The organism is Actibacterium sp. D185-2, assembly GCF_054954595.1.
The window spans coordinates 63,243-86,657 of sequence record NZ_JBPWNX010000008.1 but is presented as its reverse complement, the minus strand read 5'-3'; the positions used below and the strand labels follow the sequence as shown (position 1 = coordinate 86,657).

At 65.5% G+C, this 23,415-nt stretch carries 23 protein-coding genes; 12 read left to right on the top strand and 11 right to left on the bottom strand.

The genetic code is table 11. The annotated features are described in order from the left end of the window. Entirely contained in the window at nucleotides 1-474 is a 474-nt protein-coding gene (locus ACSR1C_RS13875) for a cupin domain-containing protein (protein WP_460259934.1), read from the top strand. Then, on the top strand, nucleotides 471-2,669 hold the full coding sequence (locus ACSR1C_RS13870; protein WP_460259935.1) for a 3-hydroxyacyl-CoA dehydrogenase NAD-binding domain-containing protein: 2,199 nt from the start codon (nucleotides 471-473) through the stop codon (nucleotides 2,667-2,669). Before ACSR1C_RS13875 ends, ACSR1C_RS13870 begins: the two co-directional genes overlap by 4 nt. Before the next feature lie 44 nt (nucleotides 2,670-2,713). On the opposite strand, the gene ACSR1C_RS13865 is transcribed toward ACSR1C_RS13870, so the two are convergent. Then, nucleotides 2,714-3,358: a sulfotransferase family 2 domain-containing protein gene (locus tag ACSR1C_RS13865; RefSeq protein ID WP_460259936.1), complete on the bottom strand. Its 645-nt coding sequence runs from the start codon at nucleotides 3,356-3,358 to the stop codon at nucleotides 2,714-2,716. Nucleotides 3,359-3,487: 129 nt separating this feature from the next. Between ACSR1C_RS13865 and ACSR1C_RS13860 the strand changes: the two genes are divergently transcribed. After that, complete coding sequence (locus ACSR1C_RS13860; protein ID WP_460259937.1) at nucleotides 3,488-4,501, top strand: hypothetical protein; 1,014 nt, start codon at nucleotides 3,488-3,490, stop codon at nucleotides 4,499-4,501. Between the two features lie 62 nt (nucleotides 4,502-4,563). Here ACSR1C_RS13860 and ACSR1C_RS13855 read toward each other — a convergent pair whose 3' ends face one another. The 6 genes from ACSR1C_RS13855 to cdd all read right to left on the bottom strand — a co-directional run bounded on the left by ACSR1C_RS13855 (nucleotide 4,564) and on the right by cdd (nucleotide 10,355). Further along, nucleotides 4,564-5,715, bottom strand: coding sequence for an SPOR domain-containing protein (locus ACSR1C_RS13855; protein WP_460259938.1), 1,152 nt, complete (start codon nucleotides 5,713-5,715; stop codon nucleotides 4,564-4,566). Nucleotides 5,716-5,834: 119 nt separating this feature from the next. Then, the gene (gene upp, locus ACSR1C_RS13850) at nucleotides 5,835-6,467 is read right to left on the bottom strand and encodes a uracil phosphoribosyltransferase (protein ID WP_460259939.1); all 633 of its coding nucleotides are present in this window, start codon (nucleotides 6,465-6,467) and stop codon (nucleotides 5,835-5,837) included. Next, nucleotides 6,460-7,452 (bottom strand): adenosine deaminase, encoded by a 993-nt coding sequence (locus ACSR1C_RS13845; protein ID WP_460259940.1) that lies wholly within the window; start codon nucleotides 7,450-7,452, stop codon nucleotides 6,460-6,462. Before ACSR1C_RS13845 ends, upp begins: the two co-directional genes overlap by 8 nt. Nucleotides 7,453-7,461: 9 nt before the next feature. After that, nucleotides 7,462-8,652, bottom strand: coding sequence for a phosphopentomutase (locus ACSR1C_RS13840; RefSeq protein ID WP_460259941.1), 1,191 nt, complete (start codon nucleotides 8,650-8,652; stop codon nucleotides 7,462-7,464). Next, a complete protein-coding gene (locus ACSR1C_RS13835) occupies nucleotides 8,652-9,959 on the bottom strand; it encodes a thymidine phosphorylase (protein ID WP_460259942.1) in 1,308 nt (435 codons plus the stop codon). The genes ACSR1C_RS13840 and ACSR1C_RS13835 overlap by 1 nt, the downstream gene beginning before the upstream one ends. Nucleotides 9,960-9,962: 3 nt before the next feature. Further along, entirely contained in the window at nucleotides 9,963-10,355 is a 393-nt protein-coding gene (gene cdd, locus ACSR1C_RS13830) for a cytidine deaminase (protein ID WP_460259943.1), read from the bottom strand. 250 nt (nucleotides 10,356-10,605) lie between these two features. On the opposite strand from cdd, the gene ACSR1C_RS13825 reads away from it, so the two are divergent. The 4 genes from ACSR1C_RS13825 (at nucleotide 10,606) to ACSR1C_RS13810 (ending at nucleotide 17,996) form a co-directional block, all read left to right on the top strand. Beyond that, the gene (locus tag ACSR1C_RS13825) at nucleotides 10,606-12,885 is read left to right on the top strand and encodes an NADP-dependent malic enzyme (protein ID WP_460259944.1); all 2,280 of its coding nucleotides are present in this window, start codon (nucleotides 10,606-10,608) and stop codon (nucleotides 12,883-12,885) included. A 128-nt stretch (nucleotides 12,886-13,013) separates the two neighbouring features. After that, on the top strand, nucleotides 13,014-14,909 hold the full coding sequence (prpE, locus tag ACSR1C_RS13820) for a propionate-CoA ligase PrpE (RefSeq protein WP_460259945.1): 1,896 nt from the start codon (nucleotides 13,014-13,016) through the stop codon (nucleotides 14,907-14,909). Nucleotides 14,910-15,087: 178 nt separating this feature from the next. Further along, complete coding sequence (locus tag ACSR1C_RS13815) at nucleotides 15,088-16,596, top strand: ATP-binding response regulator (RefSeq protein ID WP_460259946.1); 1,509 nt, start codon at nucleotides 15,088-15,090, stop codon at nucleotides 16,594-16,596. Continuing rightward, nucleotides 16,593-17,996 carry a sigma-54-dependent transcriptional regulator gene (locus ACSR1C_RS13810; protein ID WP_460259947.1) on the top strand — a complete coding sequence of 468 codons (1,404 nt, stop codon included), beginning with the start codon at nucleotides 16,593-16,595 and terminating at the stop codon, nucleotides 17,994-17,996. Before ACSR1C_RS13815 ends, ACSR1C_RS13810 begins: the two co-directional genes overlap by 4 nt. Nucleotides 17,997-18,009: 13 nt before the next feature. Here ACSR1C_RS13810 and ACSR1C_RS13805 read toward each other — a convergent pair whose 3' ends face one another. Then, nucleotides 18,010-18,774: an NAD kinase gene (locus ACSR1C_RS13805; RefSeq protein WP_460259948.1), complete on the bottom strand. Its 765-nt coding sequence runs from the start codon at nucleotides 18,772-18,774 to the stop codon at nucleotides 18,010-18,012. A gap of 226 nt (nucleotides 18,775-19,000) precedes the next feature. Between ACSR1C_RS13805 and glyA the strand changes: the two genes are divergently transcribed. Continuing rightward, entirely contained in the window at nucleotides 19,001-20,296 is a 1,296-nt protein-coding gene (gene glyA / locus ACSR1C_RS13800; RefSeq protein ID WP_460259949.1) for a serine hydroxymethyltransferase, read from the top strand. Between the two features lie 84 nt (nucleotides 20,297-20,380). Here glyA and ACSR1C_RS13795 read toward each other — a convergent pair whose 3' ends face one another. Further along, a complete protein-coding gene (locus ACSR1C_RS13795; RefSeq protein ID WP_460259950.1) occupies nucleotides 20,381-20,752 on the bottom strand; it encodes a hypothetical protein in 372 nt (123 codons plus the stop codon). An 82-nt stretch (nucleotides 20,753-20,834) separates the two neighbouring features. On the opposite strand from ACSR1C_RS13795, the gene ACSR1C_RS13790 reads away from it, so the two are divergent. After that, a complete protein-coding gene (locus ACSR1C_RS13790; protein WP_460259951.1) occupies nucleotides 20,835-21,602 on the top strand; it encodes an alpha/beta fold hydrolase in 768 nt (255 codons plus the stop codon). Here the strand turns inward: ACSR1C_RS13790 and ACSR1C_RS13785 are convergent. Both ACSR1C_RS13785 and ACSR1C_RS13780 read right to left on the bottom strand, forming a co-directional pair. Beyond that, nucleotides 21,599-22,066 carry a cytochrome b/b6 domain-containing protein gene (locus tag ACSR1C_RS13785; RefSeq protein ID WP_460259952.1) on the bottom strand — a complete coding sequence of 156 codons (468 nt, stop codon included), beginning with the start codon at nucleotides 22,064-22,066 and terminating at the stop codon, nucleotides 21,599-21,601. The two genes, ACSR1C_RS13790 and ACSR1C_RS13785, sit on opposite strands and share 4 nt — an antisense overlap. Before the next feature lie 98 nt (nucleotides 22,067-22,164). Next, nucleotides 22,165-22,347, bottom strand: a complete 183-nt coding sequence (locus ACSR1C_RS13780; RefSeq protein ID WP_460259953.1) for a CTP synthetase — start codon at nucleotides 22,345-22,347, stop codon at nucleotides 22,165-22,167. A gap of 150 nt (nucleotides 22,348-22,497) precedes the next feature. On the opposite strand from ACSR1C_RS13780, the gene ACSR1C_RS13775 reads away from it, so the two are divergent. The 3 genes from ACSR1C_RS13775 (at nucleotide 22,498) to ACSR1C_RS13765 (ending at nucleotide 23,361) form a co-directional block, all read left to right on the top strand. Next, entirely contained in the window at nucleotides 22,498-22,635 is a 138-nt protein-coding gene (locus ACSR1C_RS13775) for an entericidin A/B family lipoprotein (RefSeq protein ID WP_460259954.1), read from the top strand. A gap of 138 nt (nucleotides 22,636-22,773) precedes the next feature. Continuing rightward, complete coding sequence (locus ACSR1C_RS13770; protein WP_460259955.1) at nucleotides 22,774-22,911, top strand: entericidin A/B family lipoprotein; 138 nt, start codon at nucleotides 22,774-22,776, stop codon at nucleotides 22,909-22,911. Nucleotides 22,912-22,989: 78 nt separating this feature from the next. Then, a complete protein-coding gene (locus ACSR1C_RS13765; protein ID WP_460259956.1) occupies nucleotides 22,990-23,361 on the top strand; it encodes a hypothetical protein in 372 nt (123 codons plus the stop codon). Nucleotides 23,362-23,415 lie beyond the last annotated feature (54 nt).

Genomic DNA, 23,415 nt, shown 5'->3' with positions numbered 1-23,415 from the left:
ATGGGCGTCATCGACATGGACACCGTTCCGGTCAAGACCGGATCGATCTATCCCGAACCCTATGCCAGCCAGATGGCCGGGCGCAGTTCGCTGCGGCTGGGCACTGCTGGCGGATTGACCCAGTTCGGCGCCAATCTGGTCATCTTGCAGCCGGGCGCGAAATCCTCGCTCCGGCACTGGCACCTGCACGAGGATGAATTCGTGATGGTGACCGAAGGCGAATGCATTCTGGTGCAGGACGAGGGCGAAACCGTGATGCGGCCGGGGGACTGCGCGGCCTTTCCGGCGGGCGACCCGAACGGCCACCATTTCCTCAACCGCACCGCGGCCGAGGCCCGGTTCCTGGTCATCGGCAGCCGCGCCCCGCGCGAGGTAGCCACCTATTCCGATGTCGATCTGGTGCTGGAACTGGCCGATGGCACGGCCCGCTACACCCATAAGGACGGCAGCCCCTATCAGGGAGACAAGACATGACCGATTTCACCTATTCCGTAGACGGCGACGGCGTCGCCACCATCACCTGGGATCTTCAGGGCAAGTCGATGAACGTGCTGAACCTGGACGGTCTGACCCAGCTTGACGCACATATCGACGCGGCGCTGGCCGATGACGCGGTCAAGGGCGTGATCCTGACCAGTGGCAAGGACACCTTCGCCGCCGGCATGGATCTGAACATCATCGCCAAGATGAAAGAAGAGGCCGGCGATACCCCCGCCAAGGGCGTATTCGACTGGGTCATGGCGCTGCACGGGCTGCTGCGCAAGATCGAGCGCGCGGGCATGGACCCCAAGACCCTGAAGGGCGGCAAACCGATCGCCGCCGCCCTGCCCGGCACCGCCCTTGGTATCGGGCTGGAACTGCCGCTGGCCTGCCACCGCATCTTTGCCGCCGACAATCCGAAGGCCAAGATCGGCCTGCCGGAAATCATGGTCGGCATCTTCCCCGGCGCGGGCGGCACCACCCGTCTGGTACGCAAGCTGGGTGCGATGGCCGCGGCCCCCTTCCTGCTGGAGGGCAAGCTGTCGGACCCGAAAAAGGCCAAGGCCGCCGGGATCATCGACGAGGTGGCGGATGACCCCGTGGCCGCCGCGCGCGACTGGGTGCTGAATGCCAAGGACGCCGATCTGGTGAAACCCTGGGATGCCAAGGGCTACAAGATGCCCGGCGGTGCGCCCTATCACCCGGCGGGCTTCATGACCTTCGTCGGTGCCAATGCCATGATCAACGGCAAGACCCAGGGCGTGTACCCGGCGGCCAAGGCGCTGATGTCGGCAGTCTATGAAGGCGCGCTGGTGCCCTTCGACACCGCCCTGAAGATCGAGGCGCGCTGGTTCACCAATGTGCTGATGAACCCGTCCTCGGGGGCGATGATCCGCTCGCTGTTCATCAACAAGGAAGCGCTGGAAAAGGGCGCGGTGCGCCCGGCGGGCATCCCCGGCCAGAAGGTCGGGAAAGTGGGCGTTCTGGGCGCTGGCATGATGGGCGCGGGGATCGCGCTGGTTTCGGCCCTGGCCGGGATCGAGGTCGTGCTGCTCGACCAGAAGCAGGAGGCCGCCGACAAGGGCAAAGCCTATAGCGAAGCGTATATGGACAAGGGCATCGCCCGGCGCAAAGCCACGCCCGAAAAGAAAGAGGCCGTGCTGGGCCTGATCACCGCGACCACCGATTATGCCGCCCTCGAAGGGTGCGATCTGATCGTCGAGGCGGTGTTCGAGGACCCCGCGATCAAGGCCGAGGTCACCGCCAGGGTCGAGGCCGTGGTCGGTGCCGACTGCATCTTCGCCACTAACACCTCGACCCTGCCGATCAGCGAGCTGGCCAAGGCCAGCCAGCGGCCCGAACAGTATATCGGCATCCACTTCTTCAGTCCGGTGGACAAGATGATGCTGGTCGAGATCATCAAGGGCAAGCAAACCGGCGACCGGGCCGTGGCCAAGGCGCTGGATTTCGTGCGCCAGATCCGCAAGACGCCGATCGTGGTCAATGACGCGCGCTTCTTCTACGCCAACCGCTGTATCATCCCTTATATCAACGAAGGGGTGCGCATGGTGCGCGAAGGCGTGGCCCCCGCCCTGATCGAGAATGCCGCCAAGCTGGTCGGTATGCCGTTGGGCCCGTTGCAGCTGACCGACGAGACCTCGATCGACCTGGGCGTGAAGATCGCCAAGGCGACCAAGGCGGCGATGGGCGGCGACTATCCCAATGACGACGTGGACGAGGTGCTGTTCTGGATGTTCGATGCCGGCCGGCTGGGCCGCAAGGCGAATGCCGGCTTCTATGCCTATGACGCGGCAGGCAAGCGCGAAGGGCTGTGGGACGGGCTGGCGGCCAAGTATCCACTGGCCGCCGATCAGCCCGAGGTGACCGAGGTGCAGCACCGGCTGCTGTTCGCCCAAGTGCTGGAAGCCGTCCGCGCGCTGGAAGAAGGTGTGCTGATGGATATCCGCGAAGGCGACGTAGGCGCCATTCTGGGTTGGGGCTTTGCGCCGTGGTCGGGCGGGCCGCTGTCGTGGCTCGATATTCTGGGCGCGGGCCGCGCGGTTGCGCTGTGCGATCAGTTGACCGCAGCCCATGGCGACCGCTTCGCCGCACCGGCGCTGCTGCGCGACATGGCCGCGAAGGGCGAAACCTTCTATGGCCGGTTCGCGCCGCAGACCAAAGCCGCCTGAGGCAACGCACCAGGGGCCGCACCTGCAACGGGTGTGGCCCTTTTCTAGAACGAATAGCCAAAGCGCCGGATGTCTTCGGCGCACATCCGCGCCAGCAATTCCGCATCCGCATCGGAATAATAGCGACGATAATCCGCCCCCCGCGCCGACTGGTTGACCTGCGGCATGTCCAGCGCAAAGCCAAGATGCGCTTCGACCGGGGCCAGATCATCCGCCAGATGCTCCAGCCGCACGAAGGCATTGCACCGCTGCTGTCCCGTCGCGTCCTGCATGTAGGATCCGAAGCTCTGTGCGCCCAGGCTGGTGCGCGTTTGAACGTGGTTCAGAAACGGACTGAACGCCAGGTCATGCGCCAGCCCCACCGCCGGGTGGTCAAAGCTTTGCGCCCGCAGCCAGTGGTAATAGCTGACCGCCCGGTCCCAGGGGTTGCGTACCAGGGTGAAGGTAAAGAAACTGTCGATCTCCGCCTGCCCGACCAGCCCGTAAATATCGCGCAGCCGCGCATGTTTCCACAACCGCCCCACGGTCTGCACATCCTTCAGCCGCCGCCGCCGGTTGCGCGCCTTGGGCGTGTCGCCGATCAGGATGTCATCGGACATCGCCCGCGCCTCCAGCGCGAGGGCCAGAGAGGTCCCGCCGGTCTTGGGGATGTGAACGAAGATATAGCGCCGCCCGCGGGAAATGATCATGCCCGCAGCCTAGCGCAGCGCGCGGTCCGGGCAAAGACGCAGACCTGAACGCCATGGATTGCGGCGGCCCGTCTGCGCGGCTACATATTATGACAACCCGACAACAAGCGAGCAGGACCCCGGCCGCACATGACGGCGCTGTCAGAATTTGAACGGCTCGAAAGCCCCGGCTTGTGGCGTGACGGCCCCGACGCACAGCGGCGCGACGTGATCGTATCGTTCGGCGATGCGTCGCTGGTGATTTCAGACCTGCGCGAAAAGGCGCTGGCGCATTGGTCGCTGGCTGCCGTGACCCGGCTGAACCCCGGCGAAAGCCCGGCCTTGTTCAGCCCCGACGGCGGCCCCGAAGAGGTTCTGGAAATCGACGATGACGTGATGATCGGCGCCATCACCAAGGTCACCGCCGCGATCGAGCGGACCCGGCCCCGCCCCGGTCGTCTGCGGCTGGTCCTGCTGGGGTCCAGCCTGGCGCTGGTGGTCGCGCTGATGCTGTTCTGGATGCCCGGCGCGCTGCGCCGCCATACGGTGGCCGTGGTGCCCGCGACGATACGCGCCGAAATCGCACAGGGGTTGCTGCGCCATATCGGGCGGGTCGCGGGCCAGCCGTGCCACGCGCCAGGCGGCGACAGGGCACTGGCGCGGATGGCAAAGCGGCTGCTGAACGGCAATGCCACCTTGATGGTGCTGCCGGGCGGCGTGGCCCAGGCCGCGCATCTGCCCGGCGGGGTGATCTTGCTGAACCGCGCCCTGGTCGAGGATTACGAGGATGCCGATGTCGCCGCCGGCTTCGTGCTGGCCGAGCGCGCCCGCGCCGCCCGGCACGATCCGCTGGATCAACTGCTGCGCTTTGCCGGGGTGGTTCCGACCTTCCGCCTGCTGACCACTGGCGCCCTGCCCGACAGCGCATTGGAGGAGTATGCCAACACCCTGCTGACCCGGCCACCCGCGCCGCTGGACACCGAGGCGCTGCTGGCACGTTTCGCGGCGGCAAGGGTGCCGTCATCGCCTTATGCCTATGCGCTGGATCAGTCGGGCGAGTCCGTTCTGGCGCTGATCGAGGCCGACCCGATGCGCGGCGAAACGCGCGCGCCGGTGCTGCCGGATGGGGATTGGGTGCGGCTTCAGGGCATCTGCGGCGGATAGGACGCCGAAAAAACAACACCCCGCCAAGGGGGCGAGGTGCTGCTCACTGTCCGAGAAGTTTTTTATCGCACGAATGCGTCCCGGTACCCTGCCTTGCGGACCGCCCCGAGGGCGGAATTGATTTGCGACGGGTCGCCGAACGGCCCCGCCATCACGATCTGAAGCGGCTTGCCCTTGGCGCTGGTCCGCGCAACCCGCACCGGCAGGCCCATACGCTGCAACCGGCCAATGGTGGCCTGCGCGTTGGCGGCGACGCCGAAGCTGCCGACCTGAACGTAGCGCCGCGTGCCGGCGCTGGCCACGGCGGCTTTCGGCGCGGCAGCCTTCGGCTTTTGCGCGACCTTTACCCGGACAGGCGCGGATTTGGTCGAAACCCGGACCGACGTTGCCGCCGGCGCCTGGGCGGATCGGGTGGCCACTGCGGGGGCGGTGCCAGGCGTAATCAGTTTGCGCGGCACGGTCCGGGTCCAGACCTGATCCATCGCCGCTTCGCCCGCGGCGGTGCCCCTGGCGCGGTTCGGGTTCAGCCGGTCATCCTTCCACGCGGCGACATAGCCCTTGGGCACCGTGATCGGCGCGGGCGCTGCCATGACGGGGGCCACGCTACGGGTGGCCGGACGACCGCCCTGCAGGGCCGAGCCCCGCCTGGAGGGGCTGACCGTCTGCGGGCCACAGCGCACGCGCACATCCTTGCCGTTGTTTATATATTGCGTCGACAGCTCGGACGCACCCTTGCAGATCGGCGCGGCAGAAACCGGCGCGACCTTCTGTTTCACCGGCGTTGCGGGCACGGGTTTCGGCGCGGCCACGGGTTTCGGCGCGGCCACGGGTTTCGGCGCGGCCACGGTCTTGGGCGCGGGCCGGGCCACGCGCGGCGGTGTGGTGGTCGTGGCAACGGTCGGAATCGGCGCGCGGACCGTCTGTGTCGTGCGCACTGGCGTCGCGGCTTTCGGTGCGGGTGCGGCGGCAACCTTGGGCGCGGGGCCCGGCGCCGCGGCGAAGGTCGGCTTGAAGCCGCACATCACCTCGCGTCCCCGCGACACGCGCGGCACCCAGCTGACCTGACCGGCATAACCCGCACGGATATAAACGCAGCCCTTGCTGTCGACAAACTGGTTCGCGGTATAGCTTGCCGGGGGGTATTCCGCGGGGCCGTCATCCCGTCGAAGCGACGCGGCCTGACCGTCGCCTGCCAGAATCATCGCTGTGGCCAATATGGCCATACCTAATTTATACGCTCGCATCTCGGACCCCACAGGATATAGGGTTCACCCCCATATATTATGGTCCGAATCATGCAGGAAGGTTGCGAATCAGTAAAGCGCTATTTCGCTTATTTTGTGCCGTACATGCGATCGCCCGCATCCCCTAGCCCTGGAACAATATATCCATGGTCGTTCAGCTTTTCGTCTACCGCTGCTGTGACGATGGGCACATCGGGGTGGGCCTCTTTCATCCGGGCGACCCCTTCGGGCGAGGCCAGAAGGCACAGGAAACGAATATTGGTGGCCCCCGCCTTTTTCAGCAGATCAACCGCCGCGACCGAGGAGTTGCCGGTGGCCAGCATCGGATCGACCGCGATCACGATCCGGTCTTCCAGCGCTTCGGGCACCTTGAAGTAATACTGCACCGGCTCCAGCGTTTCTTCGTCGCGGTACAGGCCGATGAAGCCCACCCGCGCCGCCGGGATCAGATCGAGGATCCCGTCCAGCAGCCCGTTGCCCGCCCGCAGGATCGAGATCAGCGCCAGCTTCTTGCCGTCCAGAACGGGGGCGTCGATCTCGCACATCGGGGTTGCGATACGCCGCGTGGTCATCGGCAGCTCGCGCGTGACCTCATAGGCCAGCAGATGCGAAATTTCGCGCAGCAGACGCCGGAAACTGGCCGTCGACGTGTCCTTGTCACGCATCAGCGACAGCTTGTGTTGCACAAGGGGGTGATCAACAACAGTCAGGTGTTCAGTCATCGGCTTGCTCCAGGCGTTTCAACAGGGTCGCGCGGGTCGTTTCATCGCAGAAGGCGGCGTTGGCGGCAATGACATTGATCTGCCGGAAAGTGCCTTCATCCCAGTCGAACGCATCGGCCAGGCGATCATATTCATCGGTCATGCTGGTGTGAAAGAACGGCGGATCGTCGGTCGAGACGGTCACCTTCACCCCTTTGTCAAAGAACCGCCCGATCGGATGCGCGCGCCAATCGGGATAAAGGCCCAGCGCAATGTTCGAACCCGGGCAGACCTCCAGCACCACGCCGCTTTCGGCCAGTTCATCGACCAGCGAGGGATCCTCTGCGGCGCGCACACCGTGGCCGATCCGCTCGACCCGCAGGTCGCGCAGCGCCGCGCGCACCGACTCCGGCCCGCCCCATTCGCCGGCATGGGCGGTCAGCCGCAGCCCCGCCTCGCGCGCCATGTCGAACGCATAGGTGAAATCGCCGGGCTTTCCCGCCTTTTCATCCCCGGCCAACCCGAACCCGGTCAGCCAGTCGCCCGCCGTCTCGGCCGCGCAACGCGCGGTTTCCCTGGCCTTGTCGGGGCCGAAATGACGAATGCAGGTGACGACGCCGCGCATGATGATGCCATGGGCCCGTTCGGCCTGATCCGCCGCATCGCGGATCGCATGCAGATATTCGCGCCACGCCCCCACATCGCGCCCGCCGCAAAAATCCGGCGACAGAAAGCTTTCGGTATAGATCACACCATTGGCCGCGCTTTCCTCCAGCACAGCCAGGGTCAGCCGGTGGTAATCCTCGGGGGTTTGCAGGGTGGCGGTGGCGGCCTCATAGACCTGAAGAAACTGCCAGAAATCGCGAAACGCGTAACTGCCATTGGCGTCGAACGCGCCCGAAATATCCATGTGCTTTTGCTTTGCCAGCCCCCGGATGAAAGAGGGCGGCGCGGCCCCTTCCAGATGCAGATGCAGTTCGACCTTGGGGATGGCTTTCAGGTTCATGTCTTATCCTTATTGGGGCGTCACGCCCAGATGGCGCGCCATCAGATCGGCCACGCCGGTAAATCCGATCAGCCCGATTTCGCGCCCGCCCACGCCATGCGCCACCACCGGCACCCGTTCGCGGGTATGATCGGTGCCAACCCAGGTGGGATCGTTGCCGTGGTCGGCGGTGAACAGGATCAGATCGCCCGCCCGCGCCTTTTCGAACACACGCGGCAGTTGCCCGTCGAACCATTCCAGGGCTGCTGCATAACCCGACACGTTGCGCCGGTGGCCGAACAGGCTGTCGAATTCGACGAAATTGGCGAAGGTCAGACTGCCGTCCCCGGCCGTGTCCATCAGGCCCAGAAGATGCTCCATCAACTGCGCGTCGGTGCCCTTGCGCACATCGTCGATGCCCTGCATCGAAAAGATGTCGCCGATCTTGCCGATTGCATGCACCGCGCCCCCCGCCGCCTGCACCCAATCGCACAGGGTGGGCGCGGGCGGCGCCATGGCATAGTCGTGGCGATTGGTGGTGCGGGTAAACCCCGCCTGCGCCGTGCCGACAAAGGGGCGCGCGATCACGCGCCCCACCTTCATCGCATGCAGCATCGGCGCGATATCGCGGCACAGCTGCAACAGCCGCTCCAGCCCGAAGCTTTCTTCATGTGCGGCGATCTGGAACACGCTGTCGGCCGAGGTATAGCAGATCGGCCAACCGCTGCGCATATGCTCGGCGCCCATCTCGGCCAGAATGGTGGTGCCCGAGGCGTGGCAATTGCCCAATATGCCGTCCGTGCCCGCCAGGCGGCAAACCTCGGCCACCACGTCGGGCGGGAAGGCGGGCACCGTGTCGGGGAAATAGTGCCAGTCCCACGGCACCGGCACCCCGGCCAGTTCCCAATGCCCCGAGGGCGTGTCCTTGCCGCGCGAGACCTCTGTCGCGGCGCCCCACAGGCCCTGCGGTGTGGCCGTCAACCCCGGCGTGTCATCGCCCGAGGCCAGCCGTACCGCCGCCCCCAGCCCCAGCCGATCCAGGTTGGGCAAGGTCAGCGGCCCGCTGCGCCCCTGCTCCGCCTGCCCGGCGGCGCAGGCCTGCGCGATATGGGCCAGCGTGTTGGCCCCGGTATCGGGCGTGCCCGCGTTGAAGAACAAATCCGCATCGGGCGCGCCGCCGCAGCCGACGGAATCCATCACCAGCAGAAAGGCGCGCGCCATCAGCGCAGCCTCCGATGCACCAGCGGCGGGATCACCGGGGCCTTGTCGCCCAGCGTATAGGCCGCGCGCACCGCCGCTGCCGCCGCATCGGCCTCGGCCTCGGTGGCGGCATGCACCATGGCCAGCGGCATGTCGGGGCTCAGCCGTTCGCCCAGCGGTGCCAGCTCCGACAATCCGACCGAGGGGTTGATCTTGTCGCCGCCGCGCTTGCGCCCGCCGCCCAGTTCGACCACGGCCAGGCCCAGCGCGTGGCCGTCGATCTCGCGCACCACGCCGGCCTCGCCCACGGTGACCTCGCGCAACACCGGCGCCGCGGGCAGCCGGTCAGGCCAGCGTTCGACGAAATCCACCGGACCGCCCAGTTCCGCCACCATTTCACCGAAGCGTTCCGCCGCATCACCGCTTTCCAGCGCCCGGGCAATGCGCCCGGCCCCGTCGGCGGCATCGGCGGCCAGCCCGCCCAGCGCCAGCAACTCGCCGCCCAGCGCACAGGTCAGATCCCACAGCGCCGGGGTAACACCGGTGCCGGTCAGGGTTTCCATCACCTCGATCACCTCCAGCGCGTTGCCTGCGGCCCCCACCAGCGGCTGGCTCATGTCAGTGATCAGCGCCGTGGTCATGCAGCCCGCCCCCTGCGCGGTTTCCACCAGCGCCTCGGCCAGATCTTCGGCGTCTTCCAAATCCTTCATGAACGCGCCCGAACCGACCTTGACGTCCAGCACCAGCCCCTCCAGCCCGGCGGCCAGCTTCTTCGACAGGATCGACGCGGTGATCAGGTCGACGCTTTCCACCGTGCCCGACACATCGCGGATCGCATAAAGCCGCTTGTCGGCCGGGGCGATCTCCCCCGAGGCGCCGACGATGGCGCAGCCGATATTGGCGGTGATTTCACGCAGCCGGTCAATCGGCACCTCGGCGCGGTAGCCGGGGATCGATTCCAGCTTGTCCAGCGTACCGCCGGTATGGCCCAGCCCGCGCCCGGAAATCATCGGCACATAGGCACCGCAGACCGCCAGCGCCGGCGCCAGCAGCAGCGACACGCAATCGCCGATCCCGCCGGTGGAATGCTTGTCCAGCACCGGGCCGGGCAGATCCCAGTGCAGCACCTGACCACTGTCGCGCATCGCCTTGGTCAGCGCCACGCGCTCTTCCTTGATCAGCCCGTTCAGCAACACCGCCATGGCAAAGGCCCCGGCCTGTGCATCGGTCACCCCGCCATCGGCGAGCCCCTTGGCGAACCAGTTTATTTCGGCCTCGGACAGCGGGATCTCGTCACGCAACTTGGCGATGATGACGCGGGCATCCATGGGTCAGTCCTTTTTCATGTGGGACGCGCCGAACGCGCCGGGCAGCAGGCCCGACACGGTTGCGGTCTGCGTTGCGCCGCCGGTGGTCGCCATGGTCACGGGCACGTCCCCCGCGGCGAATTCGGCCAGTTTCTGACGGCAGCCGCCGCAGGGCGGCACCGGGGCCGGGCTGTCGGCGATCACCGCGACCTCGGCGATTTCATATTCGCCGGCGGCGCACATGGCGGCAATCGCGCCCGCCTCGGCACAGGTGCCTTCGGGATAGGCCACGTTTTCCACGTTGCAGCCGGTAAAGACCGCACCCGAGCGCGTGCGAAGCGCCGCGCCGACCTTGAAGTTGGAATAGGGCGCGTGGGCGTTTTCACGCACCGCCCGTGCTGCATTGAGAAGCGTCATCCGGGAAACCTCCTGCCCGCAATCTGAGCCGCGGCGCGCCGGGATGCAAGCCTGCCCCGCGCGCCCTGCCGGTGCGTCACCGGCCAAATCCGGCGCCGTACCGGCGTTCGCCATCATCCTGTCGCATATCCCGGTCAGGCTGGCCAGTGCCTGGCCTTGCCGCAAGTTCGGCTTGCGGGGCAGGCAGGATCGGCGTATCCGGGGCGTGCAGATTTAGTTTAATATTAAACCATCCTATAGGAAGGGCGTCATGGAGGACAAGAAGGCAAAGGGCGACCGTCAGGCGGCACTGCGCTATCACGCCGAGCCGCGGCCGGGCAAACTGGAGATCCGCGCGACCAAGCCGCTGGCCAACGGGCGCGACCTGTCACTGGCCTATTCCCCCGGTGTCGCCGAAGCCTGCCTTGAAATCCACGACACCCCGCAAACCGCCGCGCTTTATACGGCGCGGGCCAATCTGGTGGCGGTGATCACCAATGGCAGCGCGGTGCTGGGCCTGGGCAATATCGGCGCGCTGGCCGCCAAGCCGGTGATGGAAGGCAAGGCCGTCCTGTTCAAGAAATTCGCCAATATCGATTGTTTCGATATCGAACTGAATGAAAGCGACCCGGAAAAGCTGGCCGATATCGTCTGCGCGATGGAGCCCTCCTTCGGCGCGATCAATCTGGAAGACATCAAGGCCCCCGACTGCTTTATCGTTGAAAAGCTGTGCCGCGAGCGGATGAATATCCCGGTGTTCCACGACGATCAGCACGGCACCGCGATCGTGGTCGGCGCGGCGGCCACCAATGCCCTGCTGGTCGCGGGCAAGCGGTTCGACGAGATCAAGGTCGTTTCCACCGGCGGCGGTGCGGCGGGCATCGCCTGTCTGAACATGTTGCTGAAGCTGGGCGTGAAGCGTGAAAATGTCTGGCTGTGCGACATTCACGGGCTGGTCCATGAAGGCCGGACCGAGGATATGACCCCGCAAAAGGCCGCCTATGCGCAACCCTCCGATCTGCGCACGCTGGACGATGTGATCGACGGGGCCGATCTGTTCCTGGGGCTGTCGGGCCCGAAGGTTCTGACCCCGGAAATGATCAAGAAAATGGCCCCGCGCCCGATCGTTTTCGCGTTGGCCAATCCGACGCCCGAAATCATGCCCGACCTGGTGCGCGCCGCCGCCCCCGATGCGATCATCGCCACCGGCCGGTCGGATTACCCCAATCAGGTAAACAACGTTCTGTGCTTTCCGTTCATCTTCCGCGGCGCGCTGGATGTGGGCGCGACCGAGATCAACGACGACATGCAGCTGGGCTGTATCGAAGGCATCGCCGCCCTGGCCCGCGCCACCACCAGCGCCGAAGCGGCGGCCGCCTATCAGGGCGAGCAGCTGACCTTCGGCGCCGATTACCTGATCCCCAAACCGTTCGACCCACGGCTGATGGGGGTCGTCGCCTCGGCCGTGGCGAAGGCCGCGATGGCGTCGGGCGTAGCCACCCGCCCGATCGAGGATTTCGCCGCCTACAAGGAAAAGCTGGACGGTTCGGTGTTCAAGTCGGCGCTGATCATGCGCCCGGTCTTTGCCGCCGCCGCGCAGGCCCAACGCAATATCGTCTTCGCCGAGGGCGAGGACGAGCGCGTGCTGCGCGCCGCCCAGGCGATGATCGAGGAAACCACCGACAAGCCGATCCTGATCGGCCGCCCCGACGTGATCGCCCATCGCTGCGACCGGGCCGGGCTGACCATCCGCCCCGGCGAGCATTTCGAGATCGTGAACCCCGAAAACGACCCGCGTTACCGCGACTACTGGGAAACCTATCACATGCTGATGGCGCGGCGCGGCGTGACGCCCGACCTGGCCCGCACGATCCTGCGCACCAACACCACCGCCATTGCCGGGATCATGGTGCACCGGGGCGATGCCGACAGCATGATCTGCGGCACGTTCGGCCAGTATCTGTGGCATCTGAACTATGTTCGGCAATTGCTGGCGCGTGACGGGCTGCACCCGATCGGTGCGCTCAGCCTGATGGTGCTGGAAGATGGGCCGCTGTTCATCGCCGATACCCATGTGCATCCCGAACCCACGCCCGAACAGATCCGCAACACCGTGATCGGTGCCGCCCGCCATGTGCGCCGCTTCGGGCTGGAACCGAAGATCGCGCTGTGCTCGCATTCCGAATTCGGCAATCTAGATTGCGACACCGGACGGCGGATGCGCGCAGCACTGGAACTGCTGGAGATGCACGAGCCCGATTTCGCCTATGAAGGCGAAATGCACATCGATTCCGCCCTCGATCCGGTTCTGCGCGAACGGATCTTCCCCGGCAGCCGGCTGGAAGGTGCGGCCAATGTGCTGGTCTTCGCCAATACCGATGCCGCTTCGGGGGTGCGCAACATCCTGAAGATGCGCGCCGGCGGGCTGGAGGTCGGGCCGATCCTGATGGGCATGGGCAACCGCGCCCATATCGTCACGCCGTCGATCACCGCGCGGGGCCTGCTGAACATGTCGGCGCTGGCCGGTACGCCGGTGGCGCATTACGGCTAAGCGTCCGACAAAACGCCAGCATCAAAGCTGCGCGAAATAATCATATAGCATGGCGGCGATCCGCGTTTCGAACTTGCGCCAGCCCCCAGCGCTTCGTAACAGAATTATGCGGCTTGGAGGAGAGCATCATGACATACGCAGAGATTTACGCCGGCTGGAAGGCCGACCCGGACAGGTTCTGGATGAAGGCCGCCGAAGAGATCGACTGGATCACGCCGCCCTCCAAGGCGCTGTTCGACGACAAGGCCCCGATGTATGAATGGTTCTCGGACGGGATGGTGAACGCTTGCTGGAACGCGGTGGACCGCCATGTCGAGGCCGGGCGCGGCGATCAGATCGCCATCATCCATGACAGCCCCGTCACCCATTCCAAGAAATGGCTGACCTATGTCGAACTGCGCAACCGCGTGGCCACCCTGGCCGGGGCGCTGCGCGCCAAGGGCGTGGAAAAGGGCGACCGCGTCATCATCTACATGCCGATGATCCCCGAGGCGCTGGAGGCGATGCTGGCCTGTTCACGGCTGGGGGCTGTGCATTCGGTGGTGTTCGGCGGCTTTGCCGCGCATGAACTGGCGGTGCGGATCGACGACGCGACCCCCAAATGCATCATCGCCGCGTCCTGCGGGATCGAGCCGGGCCGCGTCGTGCATTACAAGCCCCTGCTGGATGGCGCGATCGAGCAGGCCACGCACAAGCCCGATTTCTGTGTCATCTTCCAGCGCGAACAGGAAGTCGCACATCTGGAAGAAGGCCGCGATTATAACTGGCACGGGTTCCAATACGGCGTCGAGCCCGCCGAATGCGTCCCGGTCGAGGGCAACCACCCGGCCTATATCCTGTATACCTCGGGCACGACCGGCCAGCCCAAGGGCGTGGTGCGCCCCACCGGCGGCCATCTGGTGGCGCTGAACTGGACGATGAAAAACATCTATAACGTCGATCCCGGTGATGTGTTCTGGGCCGCATCCGATGTGGGCTGGGTCGTGGGGCACAGCTATATCTGCTACGGCCCGCTGATCCACGGAAACACAACCGTGGTGTTCGAGGGCAAGCCGGTGGGCACACCCGATCCCGGCACGTTCTGGCGGGTGATTTCCGAGCACAAGGTGAAAAGCTTCTTCACCGCGCCCACGGCGTTTCGGGCCGTCAAGCGCGAGGACCCGAAAGGCGACTTCGTCAAGAAATACGACCTGTCCACGCTGAAAACCGTCTATCTGGCCGGCGAGCGCGCCGACCCCGACACTATCACCTGGGCCCAGGACCAGCTTGGCGTGCCGGTGATCGATCACTGGTGGCAGACCGAACTGGGCTACCCCGCCGTCTGCAACCCGGTCGGGATCGAACTGCTGCCGGTCAAGCTGGGCTCGCCGTCGGTGCCGCTGCCGGGATACGCGATGAAGATCGTCGATGACGACGGCAACGCCCTGCCTGCGGGCGAACTGGGGGCGGTCGTCACCCCCTTGCCGCTGCCGCCCGGCACGCTGCACACCCTCTGGAACGCCGAGGACCGGTTCCGCACAAGCTATCTGGAACACTTTCCGGGGTATTATGAAACCGGCGATGCCGGTTATCTGGACGATGACGGCTATCTCTACATCATGGCGCGCACCGATGACGTGATCAACGTGGCCGGGCACCGCCTGTCCACCGGCGCGATGGAAGAGGTGCTGGCCGCCCATCCCGATGTCGCGGAATGCGCCGTCATCGGCGTGGCCGATCCGCTGAAGGGGCAGGTGCCGCTTGGGTTTCTGTGCCTCAACAGCGGCGCGGGCCGCGATCATGGCGAGGTGGTCAAGGAATGCGTCAAGCTGGTGCGCGAGCAGATCGGCCCGGTCGCCGCGTTCAAGCTGGCTTGCGTGGTGGACCGGCTGCCCAAGACGCGTTCGGGCAAGATCCTGCGCGGCACCATGGTCAAGATCGCCGATGGCGGTGATTTCAAGATCCCCGCCACGATTGATGATCCGGCGATTCTGGACGAGATTGCCAGCGCTTTGAAAACACTGGGCTACCCAAACGCGAATTGATCACGGATAATGGCGTTAACCTGTCTCAAATGACAGGTTGGTGCTGTTGCGAGCCATGCGGTAAGACTGGTGGCAATGCAACTTTAACGAGTGAACGGGACGTGTGGATACGTCTGATCGGCAAAGGATTTGTGCTGTGACGCCACCGGCTTCACCCCCTTTTTCCGAAGACGCCCCGGTGAACAACAAGCGGGCCGCGCTTTTGGGGCACGACATTCGCAATGCGGTGTCGGACATTCTGGGGGGATTATCACTGGCTGATCTCAGCCCGCTGGACGTGGAATCGCGGCAGCAACTACAGCGTGTTCGCAGCGCGGGTGAACAGCTTGCGCGGCTCAGCGACGAGGTGCTCGCGCTGATCACCGGCGAGGCCGGACCCGGCGCAGCGCTGGCACAGAACCTGAACCTGCGATCATTTCTGGACGACATGCAGGCCCGCTGGTCCGCCCATGCCCACGAAAAGGGGCTGGAATTCGCGCTGGAACTGGGCGCCGACCTGCCCCCCGTGATCGGCACGCAACAGGGGCCGCTGGAACGGATACTGGCAAATCTCATCGGCAACGCGATGAAACACACGGATATGGGCGAGGTCACGCTGGCCGTCGGGATGCGGGCCCGCGAAACCCTGAGCCTGACGGTGCGCGACACCGGCCCCGGCTTCAGCGACGATGCGCTGGCGCGACTGTTCGAGGCCGGTGGTCGCCCGCCCGCAAGCGGCACCCCCGGCAGCGGCCTGGGCCTGCATATCGTGCATGAACTGGCCGATCAGATCGGCGGCCGGGTCGAGGTCGGCAATCACACGCTGGGCGGGGCGCGGGTATCGGTACTGCTGCCGCGCCCCGCCTGGGCGCCGGGCCTGGGCGATCTGGCGGATGCCGGCGCGCCCCTGCCCGACCTGACCGGGAAAAGCGTTCTGGTCGCCGAGGACAACAGGACCAATCAGCTGCTGATCCGGCAGATGCTCGACACGCTGGGCGCGGAATGCCGGATCGCCCCCGACGGGCAGGACGCACTGTCGCTGCTGGCGCGCGAGCATTTCAACCTGGCGCTGGTCGATATCGAAATGCCCCGCCTGTCGGGGCTGGATCTGATCCGCAGCCTGCGCGCGCGTGAGGCCGATACCGACAGCCCCGCCGATACATTGCCGGTCCTGGCGATCACCGCCTATGTGCTCAGCGCCAATCGCGAAGAAATCTACGAGGCCGGGGCGGACGGCATTCTGGCCAAACCGATCATGAGCCTTGAATCCTTCGGTCAGGCGATTGCCGCCGTTCTGGCCAAACACGCCACCGCCGCCCCCCCCGACCTGCCCCCAGCGGCCAGGATGCCCGCATTGAACGGGCTGCATCTGGACCGGCTGCTGGCGCTGGCGGGCGATGCGAATGGGCGCGAATTGCTGGACCGGCTGCGGCAGGATTTCCTGAGCGTTCAAAGCGGGGTGCAGGGCGGGCTGAACCTGCCCGATTTCGCGCTGTTGCGGGCCCGGACCCATGTGCTGATCTCGCTGGCCGGGGCGATCGGGTCCGATCATCTGCAATGCATGGCCGAAACCCTGAACACCGCCGCCCACAACAAGGACAACACCCTGACGCGGATCGTCGGCCCCAAGGTCGTGCAGCAGATCGGCCGGGTCCTGGCCCGGCTTGACGATGAATATGCGGGCCGGTTCGGGAAGGGGGCAGAATGACCCCCCTGCTGCTGATCGAGGACACGCCGTCGCTGCAGATGGTCTATGAATCGGTGCTGCGCAGCGCCGGGCACGAGGTCGTCAGCGCCGGCACCGCCCAGGAAGGGCTGACGCAGTTTCGCCGGCTGCGCCCGCATGTGGTTTTGCTGGATCTGATGCTGCCCGACCGCTCCGGGCTGGATCTGATGGCCGATCTGCTGGACATCCAGCCCGAAACCCATGTGATCGTTGTCACCGCCAATGGCTCGATCAACCGCGCGGTCGAGGCAATGCGCGGCGGCGCCTATGAATTCCTGCTCAAGCCGTTCAACGAACAGCGCTTTTTGCATGCGGTGGAAAATGCCCTGGCCGATGGCGCGCGACTGCGCGGCGAACGGATGGCCTCGACCGAAATAGGGCCGATGTCGACCTTTGTCGGCTCCTCGCCGGTAATGGCCGAGGTGTATGGCCGAATCCGCTCGGTCAGCCGGTCGATGGCCACGGTCTTTGTCACCGGCGAAAGCGGCACAGGCAAGGAAATCTGCGCCCAGGCGGTTCACAGCAGCTCGCACCGCGCGCAGGGCCCGTTCGTGCCGCTGAACTGCGGCGCGATCCCGCCCGACCTGCTGGAATCAGAGGTGTTCGGCCATCTCAAGGGCTCGTTCACCGGGGCAATCGCCGACAAGCCCGGCGCGGCGGCGGTGGCCGATGGCGGCACCCTGTTCCTGGACGAAATCTGCGAGATGGATCTGAACCTTCAGACCAAACTGTTGCGGTTCTTGCAGACCTCGACGATTCAGCCGGTGGGCGCGCCAACCCCGCGCAAGGTGAACGTGCGCATCATCTGCGCCACCAATCGCAACCCGCTGGAAGAGGTCCGTCGCGGCCGGTTCCGCGAGGATCTGTATTACCGGCTGCATGTGGTGCCGATCCATCTGCCGCCGCTGCGCGAGCGCGGCGAGGACGTGATCGAAATCGCCGAGCAGACGCTGCAGCGCTACGCCACCGAAGAGGGGCGCAATTTCACCGGCCTGTCCGACGAGGTGAAGGCCCTGTTCCGCCGGCTCAGTTGGCCGGGCAATGTGCGCCAGTTGCTGAATGTGCTGCGCCATGGGGTCGTGCTGAATGACGGGCCGCTGCTGACGCTCGACATGCTGCCGATCGAGCTGCACCACGAACGGGAACGGCTGAATGGCGCCCCAGCCCCGGTGGCCGCCCCCACGCTGGACGCCGAACGCCCGCATGTGACGCTGGACGGCCTTCTGGGCAAGACCCTGGCCGAGATCGAACAGATGGTGATCGAAGAAACCATCGTCCGCCACGGCGGATCGGTGCCCAAGGCGGCCCGGGTGCTGGATGTGTCGCCCTCGACCCTGTATCGCAAGCGCGAGGCCTGGTCGAAATCGGGCACTGATGACTGACGCCCCTGGCGTTTCAGACGAACTGTTCGCGGATCAGCCGCTCTTCCAGCCCATGGCCGGGATCGAACAGGATGCGGTGGCTGATCGACGGATCACTTTGAATTTCCACCGACACGACCACGCCCGCGCTGCGGCTGTCGGCATCGGCCATCACCGGCCGTTTCGACGGTTGCAGCACATCGAACCGCACCTTCGCGCTGCTGGGCAGCAGGGCCCCGCGCCAGCGTCGCGGCCGAAAGGCCGACATCGCCGTCAACGCCAGAACGTCCGACCCGATCGGCAGGATCGGCCCGTGCGCGGAATAGTTATAGGCCGTCGACCCCGCCGGCGTGGACAACAGCGCACCGTCGCAGACCAGTTCCGCCAGCCGCACCTTGCCGTCGATCGAGATACGCAGCTTGGCCGCCTGCGGCCCCGCGCGCAGCAACGACACCTCGTTGATCGCCAACGCCTCGTGCACGGCACCATCATGGGATATCGCGCGCATCCGCAGCGGGTGGATCACTTCTTCCTCGGCCGCGGCCAAGCGTTCCAGCAAACCCGGTTCGGCATATTCGTTCATCAGAAAGCCGACCGTACCGCAATTCATGCCATAGACCGGCACGTTCAGGTTCTGGGTCCCATGCAGGGTCTGCAGCATGAACCCGTCCCCGCCCAGCGACACGATCACATCGGCCTGCTCGGGCGGCACGTTGCCATATAGCGCGCACAGATGCTGGCGCGCGGTTTCGGCAATGTCGGTCTCGCTTGCCATGAAAGCGATTTTCGTTCGGGCCATTCGCGCGTCCTTCCTGTCGGCGCATTGTTCCCAGTGTGGGCGGCGGAACTCAAGCCCAAACCGGCGCCACCTGTCATCACCCTTGCGCGTTCACGCCGGCGCAAAAGTTTCCGATGCGCGCCCGGCATTTCGCGCAAACCGTCCGAACCGCCGTTTTCGGCCCTTTCGTGGCAGAGGTTTGTCAGTTAAATACGCCGCAATTCCGCTGCTTTCAGGAGATGACGCCATGAATGCCCCGCACCGCGACACCGGTTTCTTTACCGAGTCCCTTTCCACCCGCGACCCCGAAATCGCCGATGCCATCGGATTGGAACTGGGCCGCCAGCGCGACGAGATCGAGCTGATCGCCAGCGAAAACATCGTGTCCCGCGCGGTGATGGAGGCGCAGGGATCTGTCCTGACCAACAAATACGCCGAAGGCTATCCCGGGCGGCGCTATTATGGCGGCTGTCAGTTCGTGGACATCGCCGAAAACCTGGCGATCGACCGCGCCAAGCAGCTGTTCGACTGCGGCTTTGCCAACGTGCAGCCCAATTCCGGGTCGCAGGCCAATCAGGGCGTCTTTACCGCGCTGCTACAACCCGGCGACACCATTCTGGGCATGAGCCTGGACGCGGGCGGGCATCTGACCCACGGGGCCAAGCCCAACCAGTCTGGCAAATGGTTCAACGCGATCCAGTATGGCGTGCGCAAGCAGGACAGCCTGCTGGATTACGATCAGGTACAGGCACTGGCGACCGAGCATCAGCCCAAGCTGATCATCGCCGGCGGCTCGGCCATCCCGCGGCAGATCGACTTTGCCCGGATGCGCCAGATTGCCGACAGCGTCGGGGCCTATCTGATGGTCGACATGGCGCATTTCGCGGGGCTTGTGGCGGGTGGCCAGCACCCCTCGCCCTTCCCCTATGCGGATGTGGCGACCACGACCACGCATAAAACCCTGCGCGGTCCGCGTGGCGGCATGATCCTGACCAATGACGAAGCGATCGCGAAAAAGGTCAACTCGGCCATCTTCCCCGGTATCCAGGGCGGCCCCCTGATGCATGTGATTGCCGGCAAGGCCGTGGCCTTTGGCGAGGCGCTGCGCCCCGAGTTCAAGGATTACGCCGCGCAAGTGGTCAAGAACGCCCAGGCGCTGGCCGATCAGCTGATGAAAGGCGGGCTCGATATCGTCACCGGCGGCACCGACACCCATGTTCTGCTGGTCGATCTGCGGCCCAAGGGCGTCAAGGGCAACGCGACCGAAAAGGCGCTGGAGCGCGCCCACATCACCTGCAACAAGAACGGTATCCCCTTCGACCCCGAAAAGCCGATGGTCACCTCGGGCGTGCGCCTGGGCACCCCGGCGGGCACCACCCGCGGCTTCGGCGAGGCCGAATTCCGCCAGATCGCCGACTGGATCGTCGAGGTGATCGACGGGCTGGCCGCCAATGGCGAAGAGGGCAACGCCGAAGTCGAGGCCAAGGTACAGGCCGAAGTGCTGGCGCTGTGCGCGCGTTTCCCCGTCTATCCCGGCCTGTGATCTGCGGATCGGGTCGATGAAAAGGGGGCTTCGGCCCCCTTTTTCATGCGCGGCGATTGCCGGACGGGTCGGACTACGCCCCGATCAGACGTAGCCGCGCCAGACCAGCACCGCCACCACCGCCGCGAACACCGCGATCACGCTGAACGCGATACCGCCCAGGATGCTCAGCCCCGTGTCGATCCGACGCTTGTTGGGGTCCACGGTCTTCAGCCAGGCGGTCACACGCCGCTCTGCCGCTTCCAGCCGGGGCAGGTCGATCTGGCGCATCAGCCGTGGGTTGTCGGCCAGCGCCAGCGCATCGGCGATCGCCTGTGCGTCCCGGCGCACATGACCCGGCAGCAGCCGCCCGGCGCGCCTGACCTTGGCGGGCAGACCGTGGCCGCCCACATGCAGCCGCCGTTCCATCAGCCCGGCGATCCCGTCGGCCAGCTCCTGCACTGTCACCTCGGCCATTGGCCTTTTCTCCCTGCCCCGTTGCGCCCGCAAGGCGCCAAACGCACTGGCCCCGCCCCGCGCAAAACGCTATGCAAAGCCCATGCTCAATACGATCCTGACCGGCCCCGCCACCGCCACCCCGCCCCTGCTGATCGCCCATGGCCTGTTCGGCTCTGCACGCAATTGGGGGGTAATCGCGAAACGGATGTCTGACACGCGGCAAGTCATCACGGTTGATATGCGAAATCACGGGGAAAGTCGCTGGGAAGGGACCCATAGTTATCCCGATCTGGCCGCCGATCTGGCCCAGGTGATCGCCGCCCATGGCGGGCGCGCCGACGTGCTGGGCCATTCGATGGGCGGCAAGGCGGCGATGATGCTGGCCCTGACCCACCCGCAGGCGGTGAACCGGCTGATCGTGGCCGATATTGCGCCCGTGGCTTACGGCCACAGCCAGACGCCGCTGATCGACGCGATGCGCGCGATCGACCTTACGGCGGTCGCGTACCGCTCGGATGCCGACCGGCAGCTTGCCCAATGGGTGGATGATGCCGGCACCCGCGCGTTCTTGCTGCAATCGCTGGATGTGAAGGCACGGCGCTGGCGGCTGAATTTCGACGTTCTGGCCGCCGAGATGGCGAAAATCACCGGCTGGCCCGAAACCGGCGGACAGTTCGGCGGGCCTGCGCTGTTCTTGTCCGGCGCGACCTCGGACTATGTGAAACCCGAACACCGGCCGCTGATCAAAAGCTTGTTTCCAAACGCGGAATTTGCCGAGGTCGCGGGGGCGGGTCATTGGCTTCACGCCGAAAACCCGCGCGCGTTCGAGACAGAGCTGCGCCGCTTTCTGGACGCGCCAACCCCCTAGCGCCGGGGGCGGATCATCCGTTGCATGATATTGGTGCGCAGCACGAACTGCTCGTACAGAACGACCCCGACATGGGTCAGGATCAACCCGATCAGCACGCGTTTCAGGATATAGTGCGCCAACCCGGCCTGCGCCGATGACAGAACCCAGGCCAGCGCGCCGGTGACCGGCAGCAGCAACAGCACCGCATAAAGCGCGAAATGCAGGATCCGCGCGCCGGGCCGGCCGGGGGCGGGTATGCCCTGTTCCTGACGCAGCGCCAGCCGCAGTGCCACCAGAACCAGGATCAGCGCGCCGCACCCGAAATGCATCATCGCGCCGACCCCCAGCACAACGCCCGTCGCGTCAAGCCGGTCCTGAAACGCCTGTAGCGCGCTGTGCGGCAGCAGCAGTTGCAGCGCGACCAACAGCACGACCAGCCAATGCAGGCGAATTTGCGCCCGCGAATATCCGGCACCCGGCATTCATCCCTCCACTTCCTGCCCCGACAGAAGGGACAGCCTCTAAGTAAGAGGGGGCTCACCGATACAGCAAGACGGCTAAAAGGACAGGTTCCGCCGGGTCAACTGCTTGCCAGGTTTCGGGCCACGGCCCAGGAAACCGGCACCGCCACCACGAAACCGGCGGCAGCGGCGGCAAGAATGGGCACCAGGGTGTCGTAACCCGCGACAAGAACGACAACGATGGCCGACCCCATCAGGGTGGTGGAAATCAGCGAAAACAAGATCAGTGCAAGACGCAGCATGAGGCTCCTCCGGTCACGGCGCGGTCCACCTGCCATAAAAACCGGAATTGCGGATATGTCTTTGATCTGACGCAAACCCGCAGCCGATACCCTGGAACCCGATCGCGCCCGCCGCGTTATATCAGCAGGTTATCAATCTAGGAGCTGACAATGACCCGTATGATACTGGCCCTCACCGCGCTTATGGCGCTGACCGCCTGCGAAACCGTCGAAGGCGCCGGGCAGGATATCGAAAACGCCGGCGAGGCAATTTCCTCCGGGGCGCAGGAGACCCAGGCCGAAATGTAATCGGTCCGGGCGGGTAACGAGTATGGCGGGCCTTCGGGCCCGCTTTTTCATTCCTGGCCAGCGGTGGCGGCGCACAAGTGCTGGCAGGATGAAACCGGCTGGGCTATGCGTTGGAACGTCATGAATCAGGAGACGACAATGACCCGCATCATTCTGACCGTTGCCGCGCTGTTCACCCTGACCGCCTGCGCCACCATCGAAGGCGCCGGAAAGGATCTGGAAAGTGCCGGGCAGGCGATTTCCAGCGAAGCGCGCGAAGCTCAGGCCGGAAACTGATCGGAACCGTCGCGCATTGACAGCTGGCCGGTCGTCGGGCGAGGCTGGGGCATTCCCAGTATCCGTTTGAGGCCGCCCATGATTTCCTATCCCTCCTTCCCCTATTTCTCCGGCTGGAACAGCGATTTTCACGCCCCCTTCTCTGGCGATGTGATCCAGAGCATCGAGCCGCGAGTCTTTTCCCCCGACATCGCCGGCGATGCCGAGATCGAAGAGCGCATCCACATGAACGTGGCCAGCTATGGCAGGCAGTTGGGCAAGATCCTGGAAGCGCTGGAATTGCTGTCCGCCGCCACCGGCACCGATCTGCCCGCGATCACCGATCTGGTGGCCCGGGTCGAGGCCGAGAAAGCCGAGCGCCGCAGCAGCCTGCGCGCCGAGGCCGAGGCCGCCCTTGCCAAGCTCAGACAGGTCGACCCCGAGGCATGGCGCGACCTGTCCGGCGGCTGAGTCACCCGGCCGCATCGGACCTCTTGCCGTGCCGCCGGGTGGAAATGTCGGGCA

Bases quoted from the DNA above. Each gene is read 5' to 3' on its own strand.
- ACSR1C_RS13875 (WP_460259934.1), top strand. From the start codon at position 1: ATGGGCGTCATCGACATGGACACCGTTCCGGTCAAGACCGGATCGATC.
- ACSR1C_RS13870 (WP_460259935.1), top strand. From the start codon at position 471: ATGACCGATTTCACCTATTCCGTAGACGGCGACGGCGTCGCCACCATC.
- ACSR1C_RS13865 (WP_460259936.1), bottom strand. From the start codon at position 3,358: ATGATCATTTCCCGCGGGCGGCGCTATATCTTCGTTCACATCCCCAAG.
- ACSR1C_RS13860 (WP_460259937.1), top strand. From the start codon at position 3,488: ATGACGGCGCTGTCAGAATTTGAACGGCTCGAAAGCCCCGGCTTGTGG.
- upp (WP_460259939.1), bottom strand. From the start codon at position 6,467: ATGACTGAACACCTGACTGTTGTTGATCACCCCCTTGTGCAACACAAG.
- ACSR1C_RS13845 (WP_460259940.1), bottom strand. From the start codon at position 7,452: ATGAACCTGAAAGCCATCCCCAAGGTCGAACTGCATCTGCATCTGGAA.
- ACSR1C_RS13840 (WP_460259941.1), bottom strand. From the start codon at position 8,652: ATGGCGCGCGCCTTTCTGCTGGTGATGGATTCCGTCGGCTGCGGCGGC.
- ACSR1C_RS13835 (WP_460259942.1), bottom strand. From the start codon at position 9,959: ATGGATGCCCGCGTCATCATCGCCAAGTTGCGTGACGAGATCCCGCTG.
- cdd (WP_460259943.1), bottom strand. From the start codon at position 10,355: ATGACGCTTCTCAATGCAGCACGGGCGGTGCGTGAAAACGCCCACGCG.
- ACSR1C_RS13825 (WP_460259944.1), top strand. From the start codon at position 10,606: ATGGAGGACAAGAAGGCAAAGGGCGACCGTCAGGCGGCACTGCGCTAT.
- prpE (WP_460259945.1), top strand. From the start codon at position 13,014: ATGACATACGCAGAGATTTACGCCGGCTGGAAGGCCGACCCGGACAGG.
- ACSR1C_RS13810 (WP_460259947.1), top strand. From the start codon at position 16,593: ATGACCCCCCTGCTGCTGATCGAGGACACGCCGTCGCTGCAGATGGTC.
- ACSR1C_RS13805 (WP_460259948.1), bottom strand. From the start codon at position 18,774: ATGGCCCGAACGAAAATCGCTTTCATGGCAAGCGAGACCGACATTGCC.
- glyA (WP_460259949.1), top strand. From the start codon at position 19,001: ATGAATGCCCCGCACCGCGACACCGGTTTCTTTACCGAGTCCCTTTCC.
- ACSR1C_RS13795 (WP_460259950.1), bottom strand. From the start codon at position 20,752: ATGGCCGAGGTGACAGTGCAGGAGCTGGCCGACGGGATCGCCGGGCTG.
- ACSR1C_RS13790 (WP_460259951.1), top strand. From the start codon at position 20,835: ATGCTCAATACGATCCTGACCGGCCCCGCCACCGCCACCCCGCCCCTG.
- ACSR1C_RS13785 (WP_460259952.1), bottom strand. From the start codon at position 22,066: ATGCCGGGTGCCGGATATTCGCGGGCGCAAATTCGCCTGCATTGGCTG.
- ACSR1C_RS13780 (WP_460259953.1), bottom strand. From the start codon at position 22,347: ATGCTGCGTCTTGCACTGATCTTGTTTTCGCTGATTTCCACCACCCTG.
- ACSR1C_RS13775 (WP_460259954.1), top strand. From the start codon at position 22,498: ATGACCCGTATGATACTGGCCCTCACCGCGCTTATGGCGCTGACCGCC.
- ACSR1C_RS13770 (WP_460259955.1), top strand. From the start codon at position 22,774: ATGACCCGCATCATTCTGACCGTTGCCGCGCTGTTCACCCTGACCGCC.
- ACSR1C_RS13765 (WP_460259956.1), top strand. From the start codon at position 22,990: ATGATTTCCTATCCCTCCTTCCCCTATTTCTCCGGCTGGAACAGCGAT.